The organism is Saccharopolyspora antiqui, assembly GCF_052246905.1.
Lineage (GTDB): Bacteria > Actinomycetota > Actinomycetes > Mycobacteriales > Pseudonocardiaceae > Saccharopolyspora.
Genome location: NZ_JBQQBO010000016.1, coordinates 175,898 through 202,534 on the forward strand (window position 1 = coordinate 175,898; position 26,637 = coordinate 202,534).

At 67.7% G+C, this 26,637-nt stretch carries 24 protein-coding genes; 12 read left to right on the forward strand and 12 right to left on the reverse strand.

Annotated elements, in window-relative coordinates:
- Positions 1–95: 95 nt before the first annotated feature.
- Together ACTWQN_RS24485 and ACTWQN_RS24490 are read left to right on the forward strand one after the other, a co-directional pair.
- Entirely contained in the window at positions 96–563 is a 468-nt protein-coding gene (locus tag ACTWQN_RS24485; protein WP_443205895.1) for a hypothetical protein, read from the forward strand.
- Positions 563–1,477 carry an alpha/beta fold hydrolase gene (locus tag ACTWQN_RS24490; protein WP_443205896.1) on the forward strand — a complete coding sequence of 305 codons (915 nt, stop codon included), beginning with the start codon at positions 563–565 and terminating at the stop codon, positions 1,475–1,477. The genes ACTWQN_RS24485 and ACTWQN_RS24490 overlap by 1 nt, the downstream gene beginning before the upstream one ends.
- A 105-nt stretch (positions 1,478–1,582) precedes the next feature.
- On the opposite strand, the gene ACTWQN_RS24495 is transcribed toward ACTWQN_RS24490, so the two are convergent.
- Positions 1,583–2,026, reverse strand: a complete 444-nt coding sequence (locus ACTWQN_RS24495) for a hypothetical protein (RefSeq protein WP_443205897.1) — start codon at positions 2,024–2,026, stop codon at positions 1,583–1,585.
- 117 nt (positions 2,027–2,143) lie between these two features.
- Between ACTWQN_RS24495 and ACTWQN_RS24500 the strand changes: the two genes are divergently transcribed.
- Entirely contained in the window at positions 2,144–3,913 is a 1,770-nt protein-coding gene (locus ACTWQN_RS24500; RefSeq protein ID WP_443205898.1) for a hypothetical protein, read from the forward strand.
- Here ACTWQN_RS24500 and ACTWQN_RS24505 read toward each other — a convergent pair.
- Both ACTWQN_RS24505 and ACTWQN_RS24510 read right to left on the reverse strand, forming a co-directional pair.
- Entirely contained in the window at positions 3,907–5,655 is a 1,749-nt protein-coding gene (locus ACTWQN_RS24505; protein ID WP_443205899.1) for a hypothetical protein, read from the reverse strand. The genes ACTWQN_RS24500 and ACTWQN_RS24505 overlap by 7 nt on opposite strands.
- A gap of 466 nt (positions 5,656–6,121) precedes the next feature.
- Positions 6,122–7,036: an IclR family transcriptional regulator gene (locus ACTWQN_RS24510; RefSeq protein WP_443205900.1), complete on the reverse strand. Its 915-nt coding sequence runs from the start codon at positions 7,034–7,036 to the stop codon at positions 6,122–6,124.
- Positions 7,037–7,047: 11 nt separating this feature from the next.
- Here ACTWQN_RS24510 and ACTWQN_RS24515 point away from each other — a divergent pair, with 11 nt between their 5' ends.
- The 3 genes from ACTWQN_RS24515 to ACTWQN_RS24525 are packed head-to-tail and all read left to right on the forward strand — an operon-like array spanning position 7,048 to position 10,589.
- Positions 7,048–8,571, forward strand: a complete 1,524-nt coding sequence (locus tag ACTWQN_RS24515) for an SLC13 family permease (RefSeq protein ID WP_443205901.1) — start codon at positions 7,048–7,050, stop codon at positions 8,569–8,571.
- A 33-nt stretch (positions 8,572–8,604) separates the two neighbouring features.
- Positions 8,605–9,921 (forward strand): MmgE/PrpD family protein, encoded by a 1,317-nt coding sequence (locus tag ACTWQN_RS24520; protein WP_443205902.1) that lies wholly within the window; start codon positions 8,605–8,607, stop codon positions 9,919–9,921.
- 2 nt (positions 9,922–9,923) lie between these two features.
- Entirely contained in the window at positions 9,924–10,589 is a 666-nt protein-coding gene (locus tag ACTWQN_RS24525) for an MmgE/PrpD family protein (protein ID WP_443205903.1), read from the forward strand.
- A 109-nt stretch (positions 10,590–10,698) separates the two neighbouring features.
- On the opposite strand, the gene ACTWQN_RS24530 is transcribed toward ACTWQN_RS24525, so the two are convergent.
- Positions 10,699–12,033, reverse strand: a complete 1,335-nt coding sequence (locus ACTWQN_RS24530) for a GntP family permease (protein WP_443205904.1) — start codon at positions 12,031–12,033, stop codon at positions 10,699–10,701.
- Between the two features lie 318 nt (positions 12,034–12,351).
- Here ACTWQN_RS24530 and ACTWQN_RS24535 point away from each other — a divergent pair, with 318 nt between their 5' ends.
- From ACTWQN_RS24535 to ACTWQN_RS24545, 3 genes are read left to right on the forward strand one after another with little or no spacing between them, the layout of a single operon-like run.
- Complete coding sequence (locus ACTWQN_RS24535) at positions 12,352–13,563, forward strand: CaiB/BaiF CoA transferase family protein (RefSeq protein WP_443205905.1); 1,212 nt, start codon at positions 12,352–12,354, stop codon at positions 13,561–13,563.
- A 1-nt stretch (position 13,564) separates the two neighbouring features.
- Positions 13,565–14,461 (forward strand): hydroxymethylglutaryl-CoA lyase, encoded by an 897-nt coding sequence (locus ACTWQN_RS24540; protein WP_443205906.1) that lies wholly within the window; start codon positions 13,565–13,567, stop codon positions 14,459–14,461.
- Positions 14,458–15,096: an IclR family transcriptional regulator gene (locus tag ACTWQN_RS24545; RefSeq protein WP_443205907.1), complete on the forward strand. Its 639-nt coding sequence runs from the start codon at positions 14,458–14,460 to the stop codon at positions 15,094–15,096. The genes ACTWQN_RS24540 and ACTWQN_RS24545 overlap by 4 nt, the downstream gene beginning before the upstream one ends.
- A 162-nt stretch (positions 15,097–15,258) precedes the next feature.
- On the opposite strand, the gene ACTWQN_RS24550 is transcribed toward ACTWQN_RS24545, so the two are convergent.
- The 4 genes from ACTWQN_RS24550 to ACTWQN_RS24565 all read right to left on the reverse strand — a co-directional run bounded on the left by ACTWQN_RS24550 (position 15,259) and on the right by ACTWQN_RS24565 (position 19,999).
- Entirely contained in the window at positions 15,259–16,272 is a 1,014-nt protein-coding gene (locus ACTWQN_RS24550) for an alpha/beta hydrolase (protein ID WP_443205908.1), read from the reverse strand.
- Positions 16,269–17,432, reverse strand: a complete 1,164-nt coding sequence (locus ACTWQN_RS24555; RefSeq protein WP_443205909.1) for a radical SAM protein — start codon at positions 17,430–17,432, stop codon at positions 16,269–16,271. Before ACTWQN_RS24555 ends, ACTWQN_RS24550 begins: the two co-directional genes overlap by 4 nt.
- Before the next feature lie 157 nt (positions 17,433–17,589).
- The gene (locus ACTWQN_RS24560; protein ID WP_443205910.1) at positions 17,590–17,973 is read right to left on the reverse strand and encodes a hypothetical protein; all 384 of its coding nucleotides are present in this window, start codon (positions 17,971–17,973) and stop codon (positions 17,590–17,592) included.
- A gap of 337 nt (positions 17,974–18,310) precedes the next feature.
- Positions 18,311–19,999 carry an AMP-binding protein gene (locus ACTWQN_RS24565; RefSeq protein ID WP_443205911.1) on the reverse strand — a complete coding sequence of 563 codons (1,689 nt, stop codon included), beginning with the start codon at positions 19,997–19,999 and terminating at the stop codon, positions 18,311–18,313.
- 182 nt (positions 20,000–20,181) lie between these two features.
- On the opposite strand from ACTWQN_RS24565, the gene ACTWQN_RS24570 reads away from it, so the two are divergent.
- Complete coding sequence (locus tag ACTWQN_RS24570) at positions 20,182–21,009, forward strand: enoyl-CoA hydratase family protein (protein ID WP_443205912.1); 828 nt, start codon at positions 20,182–20,184, stop codon at positions 21,007–21,009.
- Between the two features lie 119 nt (positions 21,010–21,128).
- On the opposite strand, the gene ACTWQN_RS24575 is transcribed toward ACTWQN_RS24570, so the two are convergent.
- The 4 genes from ACTWQN_RS24575 to ACTWQN_RS24590 form a co-directional block, all read right to left on the reverse strand.
- Entirely contained in the window at positions 21,129–21,239 is a 111-nt protein-coding gene (locus ACTWQN_RS24575) for a DUF397 domain-containing protein (protein ID WP_443205913.1), read from the reverse strand.
- Entirely contained in the window at positions 21,191–21,592 is a 402-nt protein-coding gene (locus ACTWQN_RS24580) for a Scr1 family TA system antitoxin-like transcriptional regulator (RefSeq protein ID WP_443205914.1), read from the reverse strand. The genes ACTWQN_RS24575 and ACTWQN_RS24580 overlap by 49 nt, the downstream gene beginning before the upstream one ends.
- Positions 21,593–21,731: 139 nt before the next feature.
- Positions 21,732–22,871 (reverse strand): acyl-CoA dehydrogenase family protein, encoded by a 1,140-nt coding sequence (locus ACTWQN_RS24585; RefSeq protein ID WP_443205915.1) that lies wholly within the window; start codon positions 22,869–22,871, stop codon positions 21,732–21,734.
- Positions 22,868–25,237, reverse strand: a complete 2,370-nt coding sequence (locus ACTWQN_RS24590; protein ID WP_443205916.1) for a bifunctional salicylyl-CoA 5-hydroxylase/oxidoreductase — start codon at positions 25,235–25,237, stop codon at positions 22,868–22,870. Before ACTWQN_RS24590 ends, ACTWQN_RS24585 begins: the two co-directional genes overlap by 4 nt.
- Positions 25,238–25,321: 84 nt before the next feature.
- Here ACTWQN_RS24590 and ACTWQN_RS24595 point away from each other — a divergent pair, with 84 nt between their 5' ends.
- Together ACTWQN_RS24595 and ACTWQN_RS24600 are read left to right on the forward strand one after the other, a co-directional pair.
- Positions 25,322–26,077, forward strand: a complete 756-nt coding sequence (locus tag ACTWQN_RS24595) for an SDR family NAD(P)-dependent oxidoreductase (protein WP_443205917.1) — start codon at positions 25,322–25,324, stop codon at positions 26,075–26,077.
- Positions 26,074–26,478 carry a RidA family protein gene (locus ACTWQN_RS24600; protein WP_443205918.1) on the forward strand — a complete coding sequence of 135 codons (405 nt, stop codon included), beginning with the start codon at positions 26,074–26,076 and terminating at the stop codon, positions 26,476–26,478. The genes ACTWQN_RS24595 and ACTWQN_RS24600 overlap by 4 nt, the downstream gene beginning before the upstream one ends.
- The last annotated feature ends 159 nt before the right edge of the window (positions 26,479–26,637 follow it).

A 26,637-nucleotide genomic window follows, 5' to 3' on the forward strand; every position in this document is an offset into this window, starting at 1 on the left:
ACTCCTGATCCACCAACCGCCGAGCTCGACTACTTGACACGTACTGACAAGTACTTGCTATCTTGTGTCAAGTAGTCGAGTCCGGAGGTCGTTGGATGTCGCGCGCCGAAGAGCAGGAACTCGCCGATGACCTGCGTCGGCTCGTGACGATTCGACTGCTCGATCCGCTGAGCATCCTGCTGGAATCCGAGGCGGCCACCGCGTCCTTGCAGCGGCGTGTCGAGCGGGATGCCGCGAAGTGGGCCGCGCGGCTACTCGGGCCCGACCACCAGGCCGCCGTGCACACCGGCGCCCGCCTGCTGGCGGCGCTCTACCCCGACGACGGCCCGTTCGACCCGCCCGAAGCCTGGTGGCGCACCCCGCTCGGCCAGATCGTCGTGCGACGAATCGGACATCCCGGCACTGATCACGTGTCGTTGTCCACGGCGGGCGCGATGTTGGGCATCACCCGGCAAGGCGTGCACGACCTGGTAAGCCGCAACAAACTCGCGCGCCACCCGGACGGCGGGGTCAGCACCGCGTCGATCCGCGCGCGCCTGAACCAAGTTTCCGGAGGCCGATGATGAACGACGACGTCCTGGTGAAGTCCGCGGCAGTGCGGATCGCGGTGCGCGACCACGGCGGCGCGGGCCCGGCCGTGCTGTTGCTGCACGGCGCTGGCGGGAACCTGCTGGCCTGGGAGCACGTCGGACCGCTGCTCACCGCGACGCACCGGGTGCTCGCGGTGGACCTCAGGGGCCACGGGCACTCCGACGACGGGCCGTGGACGTGGGATGCGGTGCTCGACGACCTGGACGCGGTCGCCGAACACTTCGCACTGCGGTCGCCAGCGGTGGTCGGACATTCGCTGGGCGGCATGATCGCGGCGATGTGGGCGGTGCGGCATCCCGACTGCCCCGGCGCGATGAGCCTCGACGGCCACCGAGCGGCCTCGACGCATCCCGACAACTACGCCGGGATGCCGACCGAACAGTTGCACGCCCAACTGGCCCGGCTGCACGAGGTCTTCGCCGCCCAGACAGCGGCTTCCGGGCTGCCGATGAGCGCCGAGCAGACCGCTGCGCTGCTGGACCAGCAGGCCGCCTTCGCGACGAAACACGACATCGACGCCAAATTTTGGGTGGCGATGACCCAGCGCGGTTTGCCCGTCCACGATGGCCAGACGTGGCCACGCCCCGGCCGCGCGGTGCTCGAAGCGCTGCGCGACGCCCCGGAATTCGCCGACGCCCTACCGATCTTCCGGCAGATCACCGGAGCGTTCCAGCTCGTGCGAGCCACTCGAATCGCCGGATTCCCTGCCGAGTTCACCGATCTGATGCAAGCGCTGCACGCCGGACTGAGCCGCGATCTGGCCGCGCTGACCGCGGCACGACCAAACGTGACGGTCCGCGATTTCGACGGCAGCCACGGCATGCTCTTCGAAAAACCCGACCAGGTAGCCGAAATCATCCAAGACTTCCTACCTAGCACCCCCTGAGGATTCGTCCCGCATCCGCAGAGTGGCGGTTCCCCAGCCGACATCTACCGGTGGCGGCGGAACGATCCGCTGCCACCGGCACGCTGCAGAGACTGGACTGGCGGATCAATCCTGGTCGAGATGATCCTTCATGGCCTGCCGTACGACCACCACAGCCGCTCGATACTCGGCGTCCGCCTCGGTCACAACACGAGCGCCCGCATCGTTTCGCCGCCTTACCGCGAGCAGTCGATCCGCAGCGTCGAGCACTGCCTGCACTTGATTCTCGGCCAACACCGATTCCTTTAGCTCGATGCGCGCTGCTGTGTCCCGCAACGACTCCAGCACCGGGTCGGGCGAACTCAGCGACGATGGCAACTTATGCGCTGAGCTGAGGAACTTCGCAAATCGATCCTCCTGGGCTTCCTTCGCGCGCTCGAAACGCCGCTCATCACGCTCCCGCACGGAACGCTTGTCGGTGCGAGCGGCTGTGAGCCATACGCCTGCCAGCGCTGAGATCGGACCGATAAAAGCCAAGAGAACCGCGATGTAGCCAGGCGTGGACCCCATGGTCGGCGATGTTAGCGGACCGCATACCATCCATGTGCCGAAACCAGCGAGCTCAACCACGCGGCAAGGTGCTCACCAGTAGAATGGGGAGAGAAACGTCTCTTCAGGAGTAAATGCGTGTCGGCTTCACCCTGGGTCAAGGTGCCCATCGGTCCCCACGGCCGACGATGGTCCACACTGCACCCGCTGCGAACGGTCCTGGTCGTTGTCCACACCCTGACCGCTTGGAACCGCCTCGCAGACGTTCTTCCGATCTTCGACTCCGACCACCGCGTGCAGTTGGTGTTCACCTTCCCCAGCGCATCTGCCATCGATTCCGGGGTCGAGCCGCTGTTGCGCCGCAGCGGTGCCGTCCACATCGATTGGGCGCAGGCGACCAACACCGAATTCGACTTGGCCATCTCGGCGCACAACAGTGGAGATTTGCATGAGATCAGCGCGCCCCTAATCATTCTTTCACACGGAATAGGTTACACTAAATATTCGGAATCGCGGAATCGCGGAATCGCGGAATCGCGGAATCGCGGAATCGCGGAATCGCGGAATCGCGGAATCGCGGAATCGCGGAATCGCGGAATCGCGGAATCGCGGAATCGTTCTGTCTACGGTCTGTCCCCGGAATGGCTGATCCGGTACGGGTCGGTCGTGCCCAGCGCGATCGTTCTCTCCCACGACGAGCAGTATGAGCGGTTGGCAGCCGAGACTCCACAGGCGCTGTCGGCAGCCGTCGTCGCCGGTGACCCGTGTTTCGATCGGATGCGAGCCAGCGCTACGGAACGCGAACGTTATCGGAGCGCGCTCGGTGCCGACCGCAACTCCACCGTCGTCGCGATTTCCTCGACATGGGGCGACAAGTCGTTACTTGGTCGACGCCCAGACCTGGTCAACGAACTGCTGGCCGAGTTGCCGGACGACCACGTAGTGGCCGCTGTCGTGCACCCGAACACCTGGTACGCACATGGTCCCTGGCAACTGCGTTTCTGGCTCGGGAAGTCACTGCGCGCCGGACTACGACTGATTCCGCCTGCCGAAGGCTGGCAACAGACCATCATCGCTGCGGATGTAACAGTAGGTGATCACGGCGCCGTAACGGGCTATTCTGCGGCTATTGGGAATCCAACGTTGCTAGCCACATTTCCCGATGCCGATGTCGCTGCCGGTTCGGCCATCGCCGCACTTAGTTCAGCCGCGCCGCGGCTCGACATGCACCGTAGTCTGGTCAGACAGCTGCACGAGACGATCCAACGGCACCACCCGGATCAGTTCAGCGAAGTCCAGAAGTTGACCAGCTCAGTTCCCGACGAATCCGCTCAGTTGCTTCGCCGCCTGTGTTACAACCTGATGGACTTGGAGGAACTAGCGGGTTCAGCGTTGGTTCCGCCATACCTGGCCGAAACGCTGGTCCCGGAACGGGAGTCTGTGCAGGCTTGGTGGGTTGCGGGCGAATGGGACGGCACCGACGCGCGGCTGACCCGATGGCCAGCGGATGTCAGCCTGCGGCGCGGATTGAGACCGATTCAAGCAGACCGACATCTCGTGGTAGCAAACACACACCCGCAACGCGATCTGCGCAATGCCGCGTCGATCGTGCTGCACCAGTTCGACACTGCCGACGAAATCGGTCAGACGCTCGTGGAAACACTGCGTTCCCGCCCTGCTTGCCGGATCGCCGTTGCGATCGTCGGTGCCGACTGCCGGATGCAGCATCGGGACGGTCGTCAGCTGACCGCTTCCACCTCGCCGAACACAGTGGACTCCGCCGCGGCGGCATCGGCGATCTACGCCTGGTTGTCCGAGGGGCGTTCGTGGTCGGACATCCCAGAGGACTTCGATATCACGGTCGGCAAGCGGCCAGCACATGTCGTGGTCACGGCTGTTAGTCAGTGATCGAGTTCCGCCAGCTTGACCCGAACCTCGTCGGCACGGGGACTTCCGATAGCTTCATACACCGCCAGTGCTTCCTGGTACGACTGGATTCCAAGTTCTGTTTTGTGCACGGCCACATCGGCGTCGCCCAGGTAGACGAGCGCGTCGGCCGACAATTTCTGGGCGCCTTCCAGCCGGAACAGCTGCACTGCGGCGGCGAGATCGGCTCGCGCCTTAGCGCTCGGCTCGGATCGTCCTCGGACGACCAGACACTTCGCCCGGTTGTCGGGCTCCTTGGTCCGTTCGTCGAAGTACTCCAGTGCCTTATTCGCGTGATTCCTAGCTTCGGCCCATTCCTCAAGCAGCAGGTAGACTCGCGCCCGCTGCAAGCTCAGCAAGGCGAACATCCGGGCTCGCTGCGATGACGAAATATCCAATCTTTCCTTTTCGACGATCTCCCAAGAAAGCTCATACTTCTGCAATGCTTCCTGCAGGAGACCCTTTTTTACTGCATGCTTGCCTATCCACTCGTACATGCTCTGCTGGCCGAAAACATTGCCCAGATCATTAGCAATTCGCAGAGATTCTTGGAAATCATCGTATGCAAGGTCCAACTCGCCGACGTCGAGATACGCTGCTCCACGTTGCGAGTGCAGCTGCATCTTCGCAGGCATGTCGTCCGCAGCTTTCAACGCGATGTCGTGAACTTCCAGCCAGGCGTCGTAAAGATGATGGTAGTGCAGGTACTTGAACAGCATGACGGTGAGTTGAACGGCGGCTTCGCGCAGTCCACACTCGGGCGCTTGCCGGACGCACGCCACTAGATTCGGCACCTCTGCGGCGAACCAATCCAGCGCTTGTTCGCGCGGCACCGCGAAGTCGGGCTCTCCCAAGCGGTCGAAAAGCGGCCCGGCGCGCCACCGGTCGGAAATCGCGCGGTCTCGTGGATTGATCTCCTGCACGTACCACTTGATGAGCTGCACCAGCAGGTCACCGCACAGTTCAGCGCCGTCGACCTCGTAAACCCGGGCATGCGCTTCGACGCGAAGGATGTCATGGAATTCGAACCGGTCACCACGACGAACCAGCAGGTTTCGGTCTACCAGCTCGTACAGCAGCACTTCGGAGTCATCGCGATCCATTCGCATCACGACGGCAGCTGCGTCAACGGAGAAGCTTTCTCCCGGAAGCAGGGCACATCGCCGGTAGGCTAGTTGTAGGTCACGACGCAGATCTTCATAGATCAGCCGAAGGAACCTAGGGATGCGCTCACCGCCTTCGAGTTTCAGCAGGGCGGAAATCGATTCCCGAAGCTTGGTCATCAGCCGCTTGGCCAGGAACGCCCTACCTGCCAGGTGCGCCGCCAGGATCTTGATCAGCAGCGGGAATCCACCACACAGTGCGGCGAGTTCCGCAACGTCCGCTCGGTCGATTTCGTCTGCGGTCTCACGAAGATCGTGAGTGAACAGGGCCAGTGCTTCAAGCTCCGGCAGACGATCCACAGCGAACGGCTTAAAACCGTCCACGAGCAGCGAGCGCGGCATGATGTGCGCGGTGACCACGACCGCTGCCTCCGGCGCGTTCCCAGGAACCAGATTCGCCAGCTGCCCAGGGTTTACCAGACCATCGACAACAAACAAGCTGCGCGTCTTGTAGCTCTTGCTGTGGAGTGCCGCGGCCAGACCAGCTTCGGTGGCGGGCAACTCGGTCTCGGCAACGCCGAGACCGATCAGTGCCTGTCGAAACAAGTCGCCGTTGGACACGGCAGAACCGTCTGCTTGCTCCGCTCTGATCCAGATCGGCGGCCCGTCGAAGGCGTCCTGCTCCCGGTCAGCGAACTCCCGTACGACGCTCGACGTACCGATACCAGGCGGTCCGGTTATTACTAATCGACAGGTCCGCCCATCCGCCCGACAGTCGCCCAACCAACTGCGCATCCCAGCCAGGACCTCGTATCGATCCCTGAACGGATCGGTTGGCGGCAACACCTCGGATCACTCCCCCGCCTAGACGTCAACCACAAGATCACGCACCGCCCACGTTAGCGCACACTCCGTGTTTTCCAGTCGGAGCAGACGGAGTCCGCCGGGATCATCGATAGCACCTGCCACTGAAGGTTGCCTGACTGAGGCACGCTGCGGGATACGACGATTGATCGAACCGCTTCCGAATGTGCAGCGCGGCCACGGACCGCCCGGTCGACTGGCGGCGGTCGGGGGCAGGGCGTTGTCAGACTGGTTGGGTTGGGGTTGGGTGGCCGAGGCGTTGGGATAGTTGGTCGGCTGCCTCTTGGGCTGCTGGGACCAGGGCGAGCAGTTCGTCCCGCCCGGCGCGGATCGAGGGGATCGAGATGCTCAGCGCGGCTCGCACCTCGCCCTGGTGGTCTCGCACCGGAACGGCCATGCTCACCACGCCCGGCACGCGTCCCTCCAGCGACACCGCGAACTCGTGCTGCCGGATCTCCGCCAGCTCGGCGGCGAGCTCCGCGGCATCGACCTTGCCGGTGCCGTTCGCCGCGGGCAGCTGGCCTCCCAGCACGCGTCGGCGCAGCTCGTCGTCGGCGAAGGCGAGCAGCAGCTTGCCCGGGGCGCCCTGGTGCGGGGGGATCGGCGTGCCGAGGTCGGTGTAGGTGCGGCGCAGCGGGTGCGGGGATTCCGCCTGGGCGATCGTGCGCCTGCTGGGCAGTTCATCGAGGACGTGCAGGCCCACCGTCTCCGTGCTGCGATCACGCAGCCAGGCCATCACCGGGCCCGCCTGCGCCTCCAGTGAGAGCTGCTGGCGGGCGACCTCGGCGAGGCCCAGCAACCGCGGGCCCAGGCAGTAGCTGGTGGTGTCGGGTACGTGCGCCAGCAGACCGTGCGAGACCAGCGCGGTCACCAGCCGGTGCGCGGTACCCCTGGCCAGACCTGTGGCGCGGGCGAGTTCGGAGACGCCGACGACCGGGCGTGATGTGCTGAAGACCGAGAGCAGCGCCATGGCCCTGTCGATCGATTGCACGCCCGGCGTTGCTTCCTGCCCGGTCACCTTGCCCCTCACGTCACTCGCAGTCCCGCCATCGGTCATCCCGACCGAGCCTTGCCCTAGGCCACCTCCCGATTCTAGAGTGCCCGCGATACGAACTAACGTACCGCAATACGGGCACATGGGAGGTTGGTGTGGACGGGAAGACGGCAACGGAGCCGGTGACCACCCACGACCGGCAGGAGCGGTTCGACCTGGTCCGCCGCCGCATCGGGTTGTTGCTCGGACCCACCTCGTTCGCCGCGGTGCTGCTGTTGGCGGACGGATTACCGGGCCCGCAGAGGTCCCTGGCGGCGATCTTCGCGCTGGTGATGATCTGGTGGATAACGGAGGCGATCCCGCTCGCGGTGACCGCGTTGCTGGCGGTCTCGCTGTGCGTGCTGCTCGGCGTCGGCGACGAGGACACCGTGTTCGGCGCGTTCGGCAACGACACGATCTTCACCTTCCTCGGCGGGTTCGTGATCGCTCGCGCGATGACCGTGCACGGGCTCGACCGGCGCATCGCGCTGCGCATGCTGTCCATCCCGGGCGTGGTCCGCTCACCGGCGCGGACGGTGATCGCCTTCGGCGCGCTCGCCGCCGCGATCTCGGCGTTCATCTCGAACACGGCCGCGGTCGCCATGCTGTTCCCGATCGGGCTCGGGGTGGTCTCCGCGGTCAGCTCGATCCGCACCGGCAACACCCCACGACTCTCGCGCACCTCGACGGCGCTGATGCTGGTCATCGCCTACGGCGCCAGCATCGGCGGGCTGTTCACCCCGATCGGCGCGCCGCACCAGCTCATCGGTCGGCAGCTGATCGAGGACCAGACCGGCCGCAACATCGGGTTCGTGCAGTGGGTCGGGTTGTTCGCACCGATCGTGATCGCCATGTTCGTGGTGCTGTGCCTGGTCCTGCTGCTGTTGAACCGCCCGGAGGTGAAGCGCCTCGAAAACGCCGAGGAGTACGTCGCCGCCGAGCGGGCCAAGCTCGGTCCGTTCAGCCGGGGCGAGCAGAACACCTCCATCGCGTTCGTGCTCGCGGTCCTGCTGTGGACCGGCCCCGGCATCCTGCAGGTCGTGCTGGGCGACGACAACGGGCTGGTCGAGCTGCTCCGGGACCACCTCACCGAGGGCGTCGCGGCGATCCTCGCGGCAGCGCTGCTGTTCCTGTTGCCGCTGCCCGGCAAGCCGGGGAAGGCCACCTTGGAATGGTCGGACGCGGCGAAGATCGACTGGGGCACGATCCTGCTGTTCGCGGCCGGAATCGTGCTCGGCAGCCTGAGTTCGGAAACCGGGCTCGCGGAGCGGCTGGGCGCCGGTTTGTCCGAACTGATCGGGGTGTCGTCGCTGACGAGCGTGACCATCCTGGCGGCGATCACCGCACTGGTGATCTCCGAGACGACCAGCAACACCGCGAGCGTGGGAATCGTGCTGCCGATCGTCCTGCCGATGGCGCACGCGCTCGGGGTGGATCCGCTCATCCCGGGTCTGGTGGCCACCGCCGCTGCCGGATACGGCTTCATGCTGCCGGTATCCACGCCGCCGAACGCGATCGTCTACGGCTCGGGTCTGGTCCCCATCACCCGCATGGTGCGTTCGGGACTCGTGTTCGACGTGCTGGGCGTGGCCATCCTGGTCACCGGCGTGCTGCTGATCGCACCGCTGGCCGGGCTGTGAAGCCTTGATCGAGTACTACGACGAAGGAGATCAGTGGACACCCATCGAATCGCCGAGCTGATCGACGAGGCCGTCGCCCAGCCGCTGCCCGAGGACGTGCTCGCGATGGCACGCCGAACGCTGCTCAACGTGGCCGGAACCGCGATCGGCGCCAGCGGGCACGCCGCCGTGGACGCGGTCCTGGCCGGTTCGCGCGGTGCCGCCCGGGTGCCGGGACGAGCCGCGCGGGTCGCCCCGGTGGATGCCGCGATCGCCACCGGAATCGCCGCCCACCTCGACGACTTCGACGACACGCACTTGGCCACCGTCATCCATCCGGGCGCCGCCTGCCTCGGCGCGCTGGCCGCGCTCGAACCCGAGGTCGGCGCCGCCCCCGCCACCGAGGTGCTGACCGCCTACGCGTGGGGGTGCGAACTCCAACTGCGCCTCGGCGTGGCGGTTTCGCCTTCGCACTACGACCTGGGCTGGCACATCACCGGCACCTGCGGGGCGTTCGGCGCGGCCGTGACCTCCGCGCTGCTGCTCGGTCTGCGCGGGCAGCGGCTGGCCACGGCGATGTTGTGGGGCATCGGCCGCGGGCTCGGCATGCGGGAGAGCTTCGGCACCATGACGAAGCCGTTCCACCCCGGCAAGGCCGCCGCGGGCGGGATGCTCGCGGCTCGACTGGCGGCGGCGGACGGCCCCGAACCTGGCGACACGCTCGCTGCCTTCACCACGCGGCTCGCCAGGGAATACGACGAGCAGCAGTTCGTCGGCGAGCTCGGCGACCGCTTCGAGTTGCGGCACAACACGTTCAAGCCCTATCCGTGCGGCATCGTCACGCATCCGGCGATCGAGGCCGCCGAGCACCTCGCGGCACCGCTGCGGGAAGCCGGTGGGGTGGACGCGGTGGCCGTGGTCGAGGTCCGCTGCCATCCGCTGGTCCCGGAGCTCACCGGCAATCCGGCTCCGGCCGACGGGCTGCAAGCCAGGTTCTCCACCGTGCACGGGGTTGCGGCGGGGCTGTCACTGGGCACCGTCGACCTCGCCGCCTACCAGGACGACTTCGTCACCTCGGCGGCGATGACCCGGTTGCGCGGCAAGGTGCGACTGGTGGCCGAGCCGGAGCGCGCGCGGGCGGAAGCCGAGGTTTCGGTATCCACAGTGGATGGTGGAACGCTGCGCCGACATGTCCCGATCGCACGGGGCAGTTTGGCGAACCCGTTGTCCGATGCGGATCTGCGCACCAAGGTGCACCGACTCGTCGAACCAGTGCTGCCCGGACGCACCGACGCCGTTGTCACGGCCGTCGCCGGGGACGGACCTGGCTACCTGACCGCGTTCCTGAACGCATGCACCGGAGAGGACTGATCATGACGGACATCAGCGGTTCGCTGGTGCGGTTCGCGCTGGCCGAACACCCCGTGGTGCCGACCGAACTCCGCGCCGCGGTCCCCGACTTCGCGGTCGCCCACCCGGCGCGGCGCGACGGGCACCTGGCCGCGCTGCGCGCGACCCACTCGGACGACGATCTGCGGATGCGCGCTCTCGACGCGGCGGCGGGCCTGGCCTACTCGGGTGTGCACGCGCTGGTCGCCGCGACAGCCGCCGTGGCCGGGCTTCGCCATGCCGAGAACGCGGATCGGGCAACGGTTCTCGGCTGCGAGGTCGCGTGCCGACTGGCGGCTGCGCTCGGCGCCCCGCCGGAGGAACTGGCCGTGATCGGCGCCGCGCTCGCCGGGTCACTGGATCCCACCGCCGGAGGGCACGCACTCGGTCTGGCCGCCACGCAGGTGACCACCGTGTCGGGAGGCGGCAACGAACCGGAAATCAGCGCCCTGCACGCGGCGTTCGCCGCTGCCGACGGCATCGAGGCCGCGTTGCTGGGCGAGCGCGGTTTCACCGCACCACCCCACCCGATCGAAGGCCGCCGCGGCATGCTCGCCCTCCTCGCCCCCACGGCCAACGGCGAAGACCTGGTCCGCGACCTCGGAAAACGATGGTTCGCCGAAGAAGTCCTGGGCACCCGAACCAGTTGACCGTTTCCGTCACGGTCGTCTGGCCGGACGGCGCCGAACGCGAATAGCGGCCGGGGCGTCCCGCTCCCCTTGCGGAGAAACGGGACGCCCCGGATTCCTGCTGCGGCCGTCAGAAGAGGAATGCCATGAGTTGGATTGGGATCATGGCGATTATCGAGGCGCACGAGACCGTGAGGGTGACCGATTTCAGGGCGCCTCGGGTTGTTTGCGGGAGCAGGGTTTGCAGCAGCCAGAAGGTGTTGCTGGTGGCGTGGACGACGAACAGCGATCCTGCTCCGGCAGCGAGCGCGACGAAGATCGGGTCGATCCCGAGCATCGGCATCACCGGGCCGAGCACACCGGCAGCGGTGATCGACGCCAGCGTCACCGAGCCGATCGCGATGTGCAGCACCGCGGCCACCACCCACACCAGCAGCAGCGGCACGACAGTGCTGGTGGAGAAGTAGCCCTTCAACAGCTCGCCCAGGCCGATGTCCTTCACCGTCTGCGCCAGCGAACCGCCGACGCCGGTGAGGATGAGGATCTGCCCGCTCTCGTGGAAGCCGCGCCGGAACGCCGCCGTGGTCTGCTCCGCGGGCAACTTCCACCGTGCGATGACCAGTGCGCCGATCAGGCCGATGAGCAGGGCGATCACCGGGTCGCTGAGGAAAGCGATCACCGGGTCGCTGAATCCGGCCATGTCCGCGATGGCGCCGAAGGCGATCAGTGCCAGCGCCAGCAGCAGCGGGGCCAGCGACAGTCCCAGCGGCGGGAGCTTGCGCTCCGGCTCGTCCGCGACGACGTCCGCGACCGGTAAGGCCTCGGTCTCGTCCAGCTTCGGGTTCCACAGCCCGCGCTTGACCAGCACGGTGAACAGCGCCAGCGTGGTGACGATGGTGAAAACCGCCGTGACGACGCCGAAGATGAACATCTTGCCGAACGGCAGGTGCAGCACGCCAGCCAGCGCGACCGCGCCGACCCCGGGCACCACGAACACCAGGCCGACCTCGATGCCCAGTGCCATCGCCGCGCACATCCGCGCCGCGCCGTACGGCCCGACCTGCCGGGACAGTCGGCTGGCCAGCGGTGCGGTGATCACCAGCAGCACATCCGCGAAGATCGACTGCAGGAGCGTGCCGACGGTGGCGCCGAAGGTGTAGGGCAGCGCTCGCGGCCCGAAGGTCCGCACCAACCGGTCGACGAGTTTCTCGATCGCGCCCAGCGAGGCCATCAGCGATCCGAGCAGCACACCGAACGCGATGAGCAGGCCCACCTCGGTCATCAGGTCACCGAAGCCGGTGGTGATGGACTTGATGGTCTGCTCCGGGCCGAGCCCCGAGACCAGGCCGAGATATATCGCGCCGACGACCAGCGCGATGGCCGGGCTGATCTTGGCCCGGAGGATGAGCACCACGACACCGACGATGGTTATCGCGGTGTTGGCGAAGACAACGATGTCCGACATCTCTTCTGCGTCCGATTCGTCGGGGTCGGCACATGCCGACTCCACGGTCTGCTGCGAGCAGCGCTTTTCCGCTCGGGCGAGTTGTGCCCACCCGGGAGGCGACGAAGACGGACCGGCGAAGTGTACCCATTGTCGTTGTGCCGTCAATCTCTTGTTAATTCCGATCCGGGCGGATAGGTTGCAGCCTTGCCGAATAGAGGAATGAATTTCCCAAATAATGGCAAAGCAGGGCTTGCGAGGACGGACACCGCATCGACCTGCGGAACCTCTGGTGACCACGTCGCCGCTGGAAACACCGTGACAACAGGAGAGGAATCGATGGCGCCCAGTGGGCACGGCCCCCTGACCGGGGTCCGGGTCGTCGAACTCGGCAACTTCATCGCCGCCCCGACCGCGGGTCGGATCCTGGCCGAGTTCGGCGCCGACGTCATCAAGATCGAACGCCCGAACACCGGCGACGAGCTGCGCAGTTGGCGGTTGCACGGCGGCGACGTGTCGTTGCTGTTTCGCACCATGGCGCGCAACAAGCGCTCGGTGACCTTGGATCTGCGCTCCGAACAGGGCCAGGACGTCGCGCGGAAGCTGATCGCCGGGGCGGACATCGTGCTGGAGAACTTCCGGCCCGGCACGCTGGAGAAGTGGGGTTTGGGCCCGGCGGAGATCCGCCAGGTCAACCCGGCGGCCGTGTTGGTCCGGATCTCCGGTTTCGGACAGACCGGACCATACCGGGAGCGTCCCGGGTTCGGCGGTGTCGCCGAGGCCTACGGCGGGGTGCGGCACCTGACCGGATATCCCGGCATGCCGCCGGTGCGCACCGGGGTCAGCCTCGCCGATTCGGTCGCTGGGCTGTACGCGGTCATCGGTGCCCTGATGGGCTTGTTGCGCCGCCGCGCCGACCAGCCAGGCGAAACCGTGGATGTCGCGCTCTACGAGGCGGTCTACTCGCTGATGGAGTCCTCGATCCCCGACTTCGACGCCTTCGGCGTCACCCGCGAGGCGACCGGGGCGACCATGCCCGGCGTGGCCCCGTCGAACACCTACCGGTGCGCCGACGGCAAGTACGTGGTGGTCGGCGGCAACAACAACGCCATCTACGCCCGGCTGATGCGGTTGATCGGCCGAGCCGACCTGGCCGATGATCCGGCACTGCAGACGAACGTGGGCCGGGTCGCGCGCGGCGCCGAGATCGACGAGGCCATCAGCTCGTGGACCGAAGGTCTGGACAGCACCCGCGTGCTGGAACTGCTCGCGGAGTCCTCGGTGCCCAGCGGACCGATCTACGACGTGCCCGACATCGTCGCCGACCCGCACTTCGCGGCGCGCGGCATGCATGAACGCCATCCGGTGCGCATCGAGGGCGACCAGACCCGCGAGGTGCTGTTCCCCGGAATCATCCCGAAGCTCGCCGAGGAGCCGGGCGGCACCCGCTGGCTTGGCCCGGAACTGGGTGCGCACACCGACGAAGTGCTGGCCGAACTGGGGCTTTCACCAGCGGATACCGCCGAGTTGCGGTCTGGAGGAGTGATCTGAATTGGTTCTCATCACCGAGGTGTCGCTGCGCGACGGGCTGCAGATCGAGCCGGTGATCGTGCCGACCGCCGACAAGCTGCGATTTGGAAAACTGTTGGTGGACGCCGGTTTCCAGCACCTGGAGATCGGTTCGTTCGTCGATCCGAAGCGAGTCGCGGGGCTGGCCGACACCGCCGAGGTCGTCGCGGGGCTGGCCGACCAACCGGCCACCTGCCACACGCTCGTGCTCAACGAGCGCGGCGCGCAGCGGGCGGTGGCCGCGGGCGCGAAGCACGTGCGGCTGGTGATGTCGGCCAGCGAGGGCCACAGCCAGTCCAATTCCGGTGTCAGCACGGCGGACGCCATGCAACGCCTGGCGCGTGCCGCCGAGATCCTGCACGAGGCGGGAATCCGCACCGAAGGCTGCATCGCCACCGCGTTCGTCTGCCCCTTCGACGGTGACACCCCGGTGGAGCGGGTGGTCCGAGTCGCCCGGCACTACGCGGACATCGGCGTCGACCTGCTGCACCTCGCCGACACCATCGGCGCGGCCTCGCCGGGCGACATCAACCGCGCCATCACCGCCGTGCGCGATGTGTTCCCGGTTGACCGGATCGGTCTGCACCTGCACAGCACCTACGGCATGGCCGACGCGAACGCCTGGGAGGCGTACCGCTGCGGCATCCGCCGCTTCGACGCCGCGCTCGGCGGGCTCGGCGGCTGCCCCTTCGCGCCCGGCGCGACCGGCAACATCGCCGCCGACGACCTGATCCACCTGTTCCACCGGGAAGGCATCGACACCGGGATCGACGTCACCAAGCTCGGTGCGCTGCGCGATCAGCTGGCCGAACTGGTCGGGCACGCGTTGCCCTCCGCGCTGGCGAAGGTCCCCGCCGTTCCCGCCGCGGTCCGGCGGTGACTGTGTCGGAACCGTTCACCACCGGGGTGGGCGTGCTGGATCGCTCGGTGGCCATCCTGGACTGCGTGGAGCGGCAGCCGATGGGCACCAGCGAACTGGCCAGAGCGTTGGGCCTGACGGTGTCCACCACGCACCGGCTGGCCACCGCCCTGGTCGCGCACGGTCTGCTGCGCCGCGACACCGCCGGGTACCTGCACTTGGGCTCGCGGTTCGCGACCTCGGCGGTGGCCGAAGCCGCCCGCCCGGTGCTGGCGGAACTGTGCGCGGTGTGCGGCGAATCTGTGCAGCTGTGGGTGCGGCGCGCCGACCACCGGTTGTGCGTCGTGAGCGTCGAGTCGCCGGAGGAACTGCGCGCCAGCCAGCAGGTGGGCACCCTCCAGCCGTTCCCGCACGGATCCTCCGGACAGGTGCTGCTCGGCGAACGCAATCCGGACGGCTACGACTGGGTGGAGAGCATGCAGGCGCGGGCACCGGGTGTCGGCTCGGTCAGCGCACCGGTGCGGCTGCACGGCGACACCATCGCCGCGGTGTGCCTCTCCGCCCCGATACAGCGACTCAACCCCAGTCCCGGTCGGCGATTCGGGGCCCAGGTCGTCGCGGCGGCGGCGCGCATTCAGGCGGCGCTCGACAACTAGTGCGCATTTCGGGGCTGGTGCACCACCGGATGATCTCGGCCTTGATCAACAAGTCGAGGCCGCCGGTAGTGCCAAGCACCACCCGAGACCTCGTTGCAAGCGTGGCGGTGGGACTTAACCGACGCGCAACAGGGAGTTGCGGCCGACCATCCGCACGGGCCGCTACCGGTTCAGGATCCGGTGCAGCCAGCGGGTGCGGGCCTGGCGGGCGTCCCAGGAGACCGCGGCGTCGGGCGCCATCTGGTCGAAGCCGTGAAACCCGCCCGACCAGACGTGCAGCTCGGCGTCCCCGCCGGCCTGCCAGATCCGGGTGACGTAGGTGACGGCTTCGTCGCGGTAGGTCTCGGCCGCGCCGACGTCGATGTAGGCGGGCGGCAGTCCGGCCAGGTCCGCCACCCGAGCCGGTGCCGCGTACCCGGACACGTCGGCGCTCCCACACGCCGCACCCAGCAGGCAAGCCCAGCCGACCTCGTTGGACGTGCGGTCCCACACCCCGCGGCCCGCCATCTGCCGGGCCGACGGGGTGTCGTTGCGGTCGTCGAGCATGGGGCACATCGCCAACTGGCCGATGATCTTCGGCCCGTTGCGGTCGCGCGCCAGCAGCGCGAGAGCGGCGGTGAGGCCGCCTCCCGCGCTGCCGCCGGCGACGACGACGCGCTCGGGATCCCCGCCAATCTCCCCGGCGTGCCGGGAGACCCACACCAGGCCGGCATAGCAGTCCTCGATACCCGCCGGATAGGGGTGCTCGGGCGCGAGGCGGTAGCCGACGGAAACCACGACGAGTCCGAGCGGCTTGGCCCACTCCCGCAGGATGACGGGCATGCCCGTGCGGTTGCTGCCGCTGATCATCCCGCCGCCGTGCAGGTGGTAGATCACCGGCGCCCCCTCCCCCAGGCCGGCCGGGCGGGCGATGAGCAGCGAGATCTCCGGCGCGCACTCGGGCCCGGCCACCGACCTCTCGTGCACCTCGAAGGTCCCGCCGTCGCGCAGCTCCTCCAGGGTGGGTTCCGGGGCCACTTCGGCCAGTCGTGCCCGCCACCGGGCAACCATGGCCGGTGACCGCGGCAGGGCTTCGCGAAGCTCGCTCATGCCGTCCAGCACGGCCGACAGTTCCGGATCGAAGGGCGTCGAGGCCCCTTGGGGCCGTTCGTTGTATGGGGACTGGGTGGTGCTCATGTTCTCCTCGATCGTGGTCTGAACGGGATCGATCGCGCGCCCACGGGCGTTGCCGCACGTGCGACGCGCTCCCGGGTCGCTGGCATGTCCAGATAGCGGGCGTGGAGCTGGCCGCAGGCGGCGTCGATGGCCGCGCCGAACTGACGTCGTCGGGTTGCGTGAACTCCGCGTTCGCGTAGGCGCGTGACGAACTCGTTGACGCGCGCATTCGTTGGGGGACGGTATCCCGGATCCGCGCCGGTGGCCTCGTTGTAGCGGATGACGCTCACGTGGAACAGCTCCGGGCGAGAGCGCGCCCGTACGAGATCGACGAGCGCACGGAGGTGCTCTTCGGTGTCGTTGACGCCGTCGATGAGCAGATACGCGAGATAAACCTTGCGCCGCACCGTGGCGGCGTGGTCATCGACGATGCCGAGGTTCTCCGCCAGGGGGTGACGCTTCTCCAGCGGGATGATCCGCGCACGCTGCTCCGGGAACGGCGAATGCACGGACAAAGTGATCGTGACCTGCGGCTGCTCCTTGACGAGACGAGCCAGGTTCGGGGCGAAGCCGACGGTCGACACGGTGATGCGGCGGGGCGACATCCCGCCGTAGTCCGGGTCGGTCAGCAGCCGGATCGCCTCGAACACGTGGCGGTTCGCCAGCGCCTCGCCCATGCCCATGAATGCGACGCTCTCCGGGCGCCGAGCTCCGGGCCGGCGCCAGTGCGGGTGCAGCACCTGCGCGAGGATTTCGTCCGCCGTCAGGTTGCGCAGGAGCCCGACCGCGCCGGTCGCGCAGAACGTGCACCCCAAGCCGCAGCCCGCTTGCGAGGAAACGCACATCGAATCCCATCCCGCGCGGTAGTGCGAGACGACGGTCTCGATCCAAGCGCCGGATGCCGATTCGAAGAGAACCTTCTCCACCTGCTCGTCGCGCTCGACGGCGACCGGCGCGAGGGGATGCAGACGTGGCCCGAAGCGCTCGGTGAGCCCGCGGCGAAGTCCAGCCGGAAGACTGCGCACCTCGTCGAAGGTTTCCGCAGCCGAGCTCCGCCAGGACGACAGGAGCTGCTGGTACCGGAAGGCCGGTGCGCCCGCCTCCCACAGGTAGTCGCGGATCTGCGCCAATCGGGTATGCGGCGCAGGCCCCACGGGGGAGCCCCCGCGATCGTCGGTCATCGGCCGCATGGCCACCGGTCGTGGGTCGCCGAGGTATGGACTGCCGCTCACGTGTCACCGTCCGGCGACGAAGCCGCGCAGCGGCTGCGGTAGCCACCGTTCGGGCACATGATGTGCGGCGGCCGGTGACGACCACCCGCGGGAGTCGTGCAGGTAGTCAGCGTCGGTGCGGTGGCCCGCCAGGGCGCGCGGCAGTGCCGGGCAACTGATGGAGGCTTGCGTTGAGGCATGATCTGCGCTCCAGAGAACTGGTCACGCGCTCAGCGACCGATGCGTCAGCCCAGGGCACCGCGAAGCCGGTTTCCAACAGGTGGAACGGTCCGGCAACGGCGAGGGCGACGGAGGATCGCCGAGTCAGCTGATGATTGACGGCAGGCGCCACGATCCGGAGCAGACGTCTCGACCGACGCGACCGGTGCGTCGACCAGCCCGATCGCGGGCCGGCCAGCGCCACGACGTCGCGCACGGCAAGAATGTCGGCCTCGGTGCGTCGCGGCCGCTTCCGCGCGAGTTCGTGCTCGCGAACGCTCTGGGTGCCCATACTTCCGGGCACCACATGGACGTTCGGCGCACCGCAACGGATGCGCGAAGTGGGATGCCGACTCAGAGGACGATCAGAAAAGCGAGCCGCAGGCGGAAAGCACTCCGATTAACAACAGGGCGGAGCTCACGGCCGACACCGGCGAACGGGTAGAAACCGCACGAGGGCCAGCCGCCGACGACTCGGCGGCTAGGGTCTGTCGACCTCGATGAGCATGCGGCCATCGTAGCCCAAGGCCCGGCCTGCACGATCCCCGGTTGTCCCGGAACGAAGACCTCGTCTGTTCGATCAACAACACGACATCTGAGATCAGCCGAGAAATCGACGTTCACCTGGACTATTCCCGGGAAATCGCGCCCTGCTCGGCGTCGGGAACGCTCGGAAACCGATCGGCGCCGGGCTGAGTTCGGGCTCGTTCGCGGAGGACGAACCGTTGGAGCTTGCCGTTGCTGGTTCGCGGTAGCGCGTCGAGGAACTCGATCGCGCGCGGGTACTTGTACGGGGCGATCCGCTGCTTGACGAAGTTCTGCAGTTCCACCGTCTTGTCTTCGTCGCCGCCCACGCCATCGCGAAGCACCACGTAGGCCTTGACGATCGTGCCGCGCTTCTCGTCCGGTGCGGCCACGACCGCGGCGTCGACGACATCCGGGTGCCCGAGCAGCGCTTCCTCCACCTCGGGTCCGGCGATGTTGTAACCAGCGGAGATGATCATGTCGTCATTGCGCGCTTGGAACCAGAAGTAGCCTTCGCTGTCCCGGAGGTAGGTGTCACCGGTGATGTTCCACCCGTGCTGCACGTACTGCCGCTGGCGGACGTCGTTGAGGTAGCGGCAGCCGGTGGGTCCGCGCACCGCGAGTCGGCCGGGCTCACCGTCGGGCATCGGTGTCCCGTCGTCGTCGATGACCGCTGCCTCGAATCCGGGCACGGCCTTGCCCGTGGCGCCCGGCCGGATGTCGTCGTCGGCGGCCGAGATGTAGATGTGCAGCAGTTCGGTTCCGCCGATCCCGTCGATGATCTTTAATCCGGTCCGGCGGCGGAATTCCTCCCACACCTCCTTGGGCAGGTGTTCCCCGGCCGACACGCAGCGCCGCAGCGTTGCCAGATCCGTGCCCCGATCCACCGACAGCAGTGCCTTGTAGGCCGTCGGCGCGGTGAACAGCACCGTGACACCGTGCTCGGCGACGGCGGCCGCCAACTCGTCCGGTCCCACCTTCTCCAGCAGCAGCGATGATGCGCCGACGCGCATCGGGAACACCACCAGCCCGCCGAGGCCGAAGGTGAACCCCAGCGGCGGTGTTCCGGTGAACACGTCCTCCGCGTTCGGTTTCAGCACGTGCTTGCCGAAGGTGTCCGCGTTGGCCAGCACGTCGCGGTGGAAGTGCATGGTGGCCTTGGGCTTTCCGGTGGTTCCGGAGGTCGGCGCCAGCAACGCGACATCATCGGCAGCGGTGCGCACCGCGACGAACTGGCCGCGCTTCGCCGCACAGCGCCGATCGAGGCTCGTCTCGGTGTCGGTGCCGTAGGCCACGGTGGCCACTTTCGGCGTGGTGCCGTCGAGTTCGGCGACGAAGCGGTGGTCGCACAGCGCCAGCGCCGGATGGGTGAGTTCGACCAGCTGGCTGAGCTCGCCAGCGCGCAGCAGCGGCATGGTGGTCACCGCGACGCAGCCCGCCTTGATGACGCCGAACCACGTCGCCACCAGCCACGGGTTGTTCGGACCGCGCAGCAGCACGCGGTTTCCCGATCGCAGCCCGAAGTCCTCGGTGAGCACCTGCGCGACCTGGTTGGCGCGCCGTTGCAGTTGCCCGTAGGTCCACCGCTCGGTTGGCGTGACCAGGCAGGTTCGGTCGGGTCCCCACCGCCTCACCGCGTCGTCGAGCAGGACCGCCGCGCAGTTGAGGCGTTCCGGATACGCCAGTTCGGGCAGGTCGAAGCGGAACTGCGGCCACTGCTCGCGCGGCGGCAGGTTGTCCCGGCAGAACGTGTCGACGTGCCCGGAGACCGATAACTGCGACGAAGGCCGCATGCAGCAGCACTCCCTCCAAATACGACAGGGCTCCAAGGACGACAGGGGCCGACGCGATACCCCAAGTATTCACCTCACGTGACGGCAGTCAAGATCCCGCAATACGAACATGTCGTATCAATGACGACGGTCAAAATATGGTGATACGCTTCGACTCCGGCCTGCTGAGGGAGGACGCTGGCATGAGCCCGTTTCGCGGATCGGTCCCGATCACCGACAGGTGGGAGAACTTCGGCTTCGCGCACGCCGACGGCGTCGCCACCGTCACCTTCAACCGGCCGGACAAGCTCAACGCGCTCACCTTCGAGGCCTATGCGGACCTGCGCGACCTGCTCACCGAACTGCCCCAGCGCGGCGACACCCGCGCACTAGTGGTGCGCGGCGAAGGCCGGGCGTTCTGCTCCGGCGGCGACGTCAACGAGATCATCGGCGAAACCCTGGAGATGAGTCCGGACCGGCTGCTGGAGTTCACCAAGATGACCGGTGCGGTGATCAAGGCGATGCGGGAGTGCCCGATCCCGATCATCGCGGCGCTGCACGGCATGGCCGCCGGAGCGGGCTCGGTCATCGCGCTGGCCGCCGACTTCCGGATCGCCTCCCGCTCGGCGAAGTTCGCCTTCCTGTTCACCAAGGTGGGACTGTCCGGCGCCGACATGGGTTCGGCCTACCTGCTCCCCCGCCTGGTCGGCCTCGGCCGAGCCACCCAACTGCTGATGCTCGGCGACACCATCACCGCCGAGCAGGCCGAACGCTACGGCCTGGTGAGCGAACTCGTCGAAGACGACGAACTCGACGAAGCGGTGCGCAACCTCGCCCACCGCCTGGCGACCGGCCCGTTCCAGGGCTACGCGCAAACCAAGGAACTGCTCACCCGAGAACTCGACATGAGCCTGTCCGCAGCCCTGGAACTCGAAGCGGTAACCCAAGCCCTGCTGATGAAAACGGCCGACTACGCCGAATTCCACACCGCCTTCAACGCCAAACGCCCCCCGAACTGGCAAGGCCGCTAACCCGAACCTGCCACAAGCGAACCACCACGAGGGCAGCCCAACTCTCCACCGATCGAGTGGTGAGTGAAGGGCACCTTTGACCGAGTATGCCGGTCAAAGGTGCCCTTCACCTGGAAAAATCAGTCGAAGCGGTGTGCCTTGATTGCGTTGACGAACGTGCCGAACGATTCGGTGCCGAACGCTAAGACGGGGCTCGCCGAGCCCAATTTCGAGTCGCGGACGCCGACCACGGCTGGCGCTGAAGCAGCTCCAGCACTTCCTGCTGCCGAGCGGTCCTCAGCTCAACGCGATCGCGCACTTCTGCGACCGACAGATCCTCGGCTCCCGAACGGACGACGGCTTCGGCGTATTCGGGAGTTTGGAACAGGCCTGGCACGACCTGTGCGTCCCAGCCCTCGATCTGAACGGCTTCGGATTCGAGGCTGAGGAACAGTTTGAACCAAGACGGCAGCGTGGCCTGATCGGTGTCGAAGTCGAAGCGAGCCCACCAGTCGCTCCCCTTCTTCGCACGAGCGAGCAGGTCGATGAAGAACTCGACTCGTTCCGGAACCCCGTACAGCTCAAGGAGTTTCTCCAGGGCCAACGGACTCGGCAGTCGCCTTGAATTGTTGCGCGGATGCGCTGCTCGCCGTGCACACCGAGCGCGAAACCGCCGACACCTGAGACGGGTGAGGGGCACCCGTGACCGAGTAACTGGGTCACGGGTGCCCCTCACCTCGGGTTCAGCGGTGGAGGGTGCGGGCGATTATGGTGCGTTGGACCTCTGAGGCGCCTTCGTAGATTCGGGGGGCTCGGACTTCTCGGTAGAGGTGTTCCAGGAGGTGTCCCTTGCGCAGGGCTCGGGCGCCGTGGATTTGGACCGCCGCGTCGACGACGAACTGGGCCGTCTCCGTTGCGAAGAGCTTCGCCATCGCCGATCGTGCGGCCAAGTCGCGCTCCCCGGCGTCGTAGGCGGTGGCCGCCGAGTACACCAGCAGGCGGGCCGCTTCGATTCGGGTGGCCATTTCGGCCAGCGGGTGCGACACGGCCTGCAGGTCCTTGAGCGGGCCGCCGAAGGCCTGGCGCGACCCGGCGTGTTCGACGGCGGCGTCCAGTGCGGCCTGCGCCATGCCCACCGCGAAGGCACCGACGCTCGGCCGGAACAGGTCGAGGGTTCGCATGGCCACCCGGAATCCCCGGTCCCGCTCCCCCAGCAGCTCGGACCGGCGCACCTGGACCCCGTCGAAGGTCAACCGGCCGATCGGGTGTGGACTGATCATCTCCAGGTGTTCTCCGGAGAGCCCCGCGCGCTCGGCGGGGACGACGAATGCGCTCACTCCCCTGGCCCCGGCGCCCGGAGTGGTGCGGGCGAAAACCGTGTAGAAGTCGGCTTCCGGGGCGTTGGAGATCCAGATCTTCTCACCGGAGAGCCGCCAGCCGTCGCCGTCCGGTTCGGCGGCCAGTTCAAGTGCCGCCGCGTCGGATCCCGCTTCCGGCTCGGTCAGCGCGAACGCCGCGACCGCGTCCCCGGCGGCCACGGCGGGGATCCACCGCCGCACCTGCTCGTCCTGCCCGGACTGCAACACCGGATAGCTGCCCAATCCCTGCAGGGCCAACGCGGTTTCGGCCGCCGTACTCACGCGAGCCAGCGACTCGCGCAGTAGGCACAGATCCAGCGCGGCGGCCTCGCGCGACACCGAGCCGCTGGTGGCGCCAGGGAACAACCGAGCCAGCAGGCCCAACTCGCCCATCGCCCCGATCAACTCCCGGTTGACCGCGCCCGGCGCACCGGCCTCGGCGACGGGCCGGAGCTGCCCGGCACCCACCCGGCCGACCCACTCGACGAAATCGCGCTGCGCCGCGTTGAGCGAGAACGTGGTCATTTCGTCCCTTCCGATCCGGTCGGGTTCCAGCGCGCGTGGGCGGTGCCCTGCCCACTGCTGCGGATGAGTTCCAGGCGGGGTTTGGGGCCGTCGGTGCGCCCGGCCTGCGGTTTGCGCCGCCCGGCGCGGAACTGGTCGGGCCACACCGCGCCGGGTCCGTCGTAGTCCTGCTCCACCGCCGCATGCAACGTCCACTGTGGATCGTAGAGGTGTGAACGAGCGAGCGCGCATAGGTCGGCTCGACCGGCCAGGATCAGCGAGTTCACGTCGTCGTAGGAGGAGATCGCGCCGACGGCGATCACCGCGATGTCGTGTTCGCGGCCGACCTCGTTGCGGATCCGATCCGCGAACGGCGTCTGGTAGCTGCGCCCGAAGGCCGGGCGTTCGGCCTTGACCACCTGCCCGGTGGAGACGTCGATCCCGGCCGCGCCGTGTTCGGCGAACGCGCGGGCGACGCGCACCGCCTCGTCGGCGTCGACGCCGCCTTCGTACCAGTCGGTGGCCGAGATCCGCACCGTCAGCGGACGATCCGGCGGCCACACCTCGCGGACCGCGTCGAAGACCTCCAGCGGGAACCGCAGGCGGTTGGCCAGCGCTCCGCCGTAGTCGTCGGTGCGGTGGTTGGCCAACGGCGAGATGAACGACGACAGCAGGTAGCCGTGGGCGCAGTGCAGTTCCAGCACGTCGAACCCGACTCGCGCGGCAGCCTGCGCGGCGGTGACGAACTGCTGCTTGATCTCGGCGAGTTCCGCCGCGGTCAACTCGCGCGGTGTCTGGTTGCGCTCCGAGTACGGCACCGGTGAAGGCCCGACGACCTCCCAGTTGCCGTCGTCCAGCGGATCGTCGATGCCCTCCCACATCAGCTTCGTCGAGCCCTTGCGACCGGAGTGGCCCAGCTGGATACCGATCTTCGCGGCGCTGTTGCCGTGCACGAAGTCGACCACCCGGTGCCACGCGGCTTCCTGCTCCGGCGTGCACAGGCAGGCGCAGCCGGGCGTGATGCGCCCCTGCTCCGACACGCACACCATCTCGGTCATCACCAGACCCGCACCGCCGAGCGCTTTGCTGCCGAGGTGCACCAGGTGGAAATCACCCGGCACGCCGTCGGTTGCGCTGTAGACGTCCATCGGCGACACCACGACGCGGTTGTTCAGCTCCAGCGGGCCGAGTCGGAGCGGCTGGAACATCGGCGGCCGGACCTCGCCCGGCCCGGCGAACCAGGCGTCGATCCCGGCGACGAACTCCGGGTCGCGCAGTCGCAGGTTGTCGTAGGTGATCCGGCGGCTGCGGGTGAGCAGGTTGAAGGCGAACTGCTCGGGATCCTGGTGGACGTACTGACCGATGCTCTCGAACCACGCCATGCTGGCCTGCGCGGCGCGCTGGGTGGAGGTGACCACCGCGCGCCGCTCGGTCTCGTAGGCCCGCAGCGCGCTGTCGGTCGTGGACTGCTCGTGCAGGCAGGCGACCAGCGCGAGGGCGTCCTCCATGGCGAGTTTCGTGCCCGAGCCGATGGAGAAGTGCGCGGTGTGCGCGGCGTCGCCCAGCAGCACGACGTTGCCGCGCCGCCACGACTGGCAGCGCACCGTCCGGAAGTTCAGCCACTTCGAGTTGTTGCCGAAGACCTCGTACCCGGCCAACGAATCGGCGAACAGCTCGCGGATCAGCTCGATCGACTTCTCGTCGCTGTCGCCGGGCCGGGTCGACGCCGCGGCGGCGAGGTCCGCGAATCCGGCCCGCTGCCAGACGTCCTCGTGCAACTCCACGATGAAGGTGCTGGCGTTCCGGCTGTAGGGGTAGCCATGCAGTTGCACGATGCCGTGGGGAGTTTCCTGGACGACGAACTTGAACGCGTCGAAGACCAGGTCGGTGCCCAGCCAGATGTACTTGCACCGCCCGGTTTCCACGCTGGGGCCGAAGGTCTCCGAGTACCGGTCGCGGACCGCCGAGTTCGCGCCGTTCGCGACGACCACCAAGTCGTGGTCGGCGGCCAGTCGCTCGACGTCCGGCGCCTCAGCGCGGAAGTGCAGTGCCACCCCAAGTTCGCGGCACCTCTCCTGCAGGATGCGCAGCAGCCGCTTGCGGCTCATCGCGGCGAAACCGTGCCCGCCGGAGGTGAACGCGGTGCCCCGGTGGTGCACGTCGATGTCGTCCCACCTGGCGAATTCCCGTTGCATGGCCTGGAAGATCGCGGCATCGGCGTGCTCGATCCCGCCGAGGGTCTCGTCGGAGAACACCACGCCGAATCCGAAGGTGTCCTCCGGCGCGTTGCGCTCCCACACCGTGATCTCGTGCTCCGGGCCGAGCTGCCGCAGCAGCGCGGCGAAGTACAGACCGCCAGGACCGCCACCGATGACCGCGACACGCACCGCGGGCTCCTTCCGTCGCCTTCCGCCTCCAACCACGGTATGACGCATTGCGTACGACCGTCAATTAAGCGTAATATCACTCTCGTGACGACGAGGAACTGCCTGGTCACCGGAGCCAGTCGAGGCATCGGACGCGCCATCGCGCAGCGGCTCTCCGATTCCGGCAACCGGGTCGCGATCACCGCGCGCAGCGCCGCCGAACTCGCCGCGGTCGCTGCGGAACTGCCCGCGGCGGCACTCGCCGTGCCCGCCGATCTGGCCGACGGACGAGCCGCCGACCAGGTCTTCGAAGCCGTGGAACGCCAGTGGGGTCCAGTCGAGGTGCTCGTGCTCAACGCGGGCACGGCCAGCTCGGCACCGCTGGCCGCAACCACCGATGACGACTGGGAACGCGCCCTGCAGATCAACCTGACCGCGCCGTTCCGCTTCCTGCGCCGCGCGGTTCCGGCGATGGTCGAGCGCGGTTTCGGCCGAATCGTGGTGATCGCCTCGATGGCCGCCAAACGCGGCGACCCCTACGTCAGCGCCTACACCGCGAGCAAGCACGGCGTGCTCGGATTGGTGCGCTCGGCGGCAGCGGAATTGGCCAAGACCGGTGTCACCGTCAACGCGGTGTGCCCCGGTTTCGTCGACACGCCGATGACCGAACGCAGCATCGCCAACATCGCCGACAAGACCGGGCGCACCGCGCAGCAGGCCCGCACCGCATTGCGCAACCGGCAGCCGATAGGTCGGTTGATCAGCCCGGACGAGGTCGCCGACGTCGTGGAGCTCTGCGTGCGCAACGCGGCGATCAGCGGACAGGGCATCACCGTGGACGGAGGAGCTGTTCAATCGTGAGCATCCAACGGGTCAACCCCGAAACGCTCGCCCGACCGGCGGGCTTCGCCCACGCGGTGGTCGCCGACGACTGCCGCCTGGTGTTCCTCGCCGGGCAAACCGCCCTCGACGCGACCGGGAAGATCGTCGGCGACGGCATCGTGGCGCAGTTCGAGCAGGCCCTGGGCAACATCCTCACCGCGCTGGGCGCCGCGGGCGGCAGCCCGGAGCAGCTGACCGAGTTGACGATATACATCGTGGATGTGGCGGACTACCGCGCCCACGCCGGGGAGATCGGCGCGGTGTGGCGCAAGCTCGTCGGCAGGCACTACCCCGCGATGGCCGCAGTCGGCGCGACCCGCCTCTGGGACACCGAAGCGCTGGTCGAGATCAAAGGCACCGCAGCGATCCCGAAGTCATGAGAAGTCCTTTCGAACTCGTTCCGCGTGGCGGTGCGGGTGGCGGAACCTCAGTGCCTGTCTTTGAAGTGGTCGTGTCGGGCCGTCCACCTCGGGGGAGGTGGGCGATTTCGCGCGAAATCGCCGTCTCCCACGCGGGGCGGGTGGCGATTTCGCGCGACA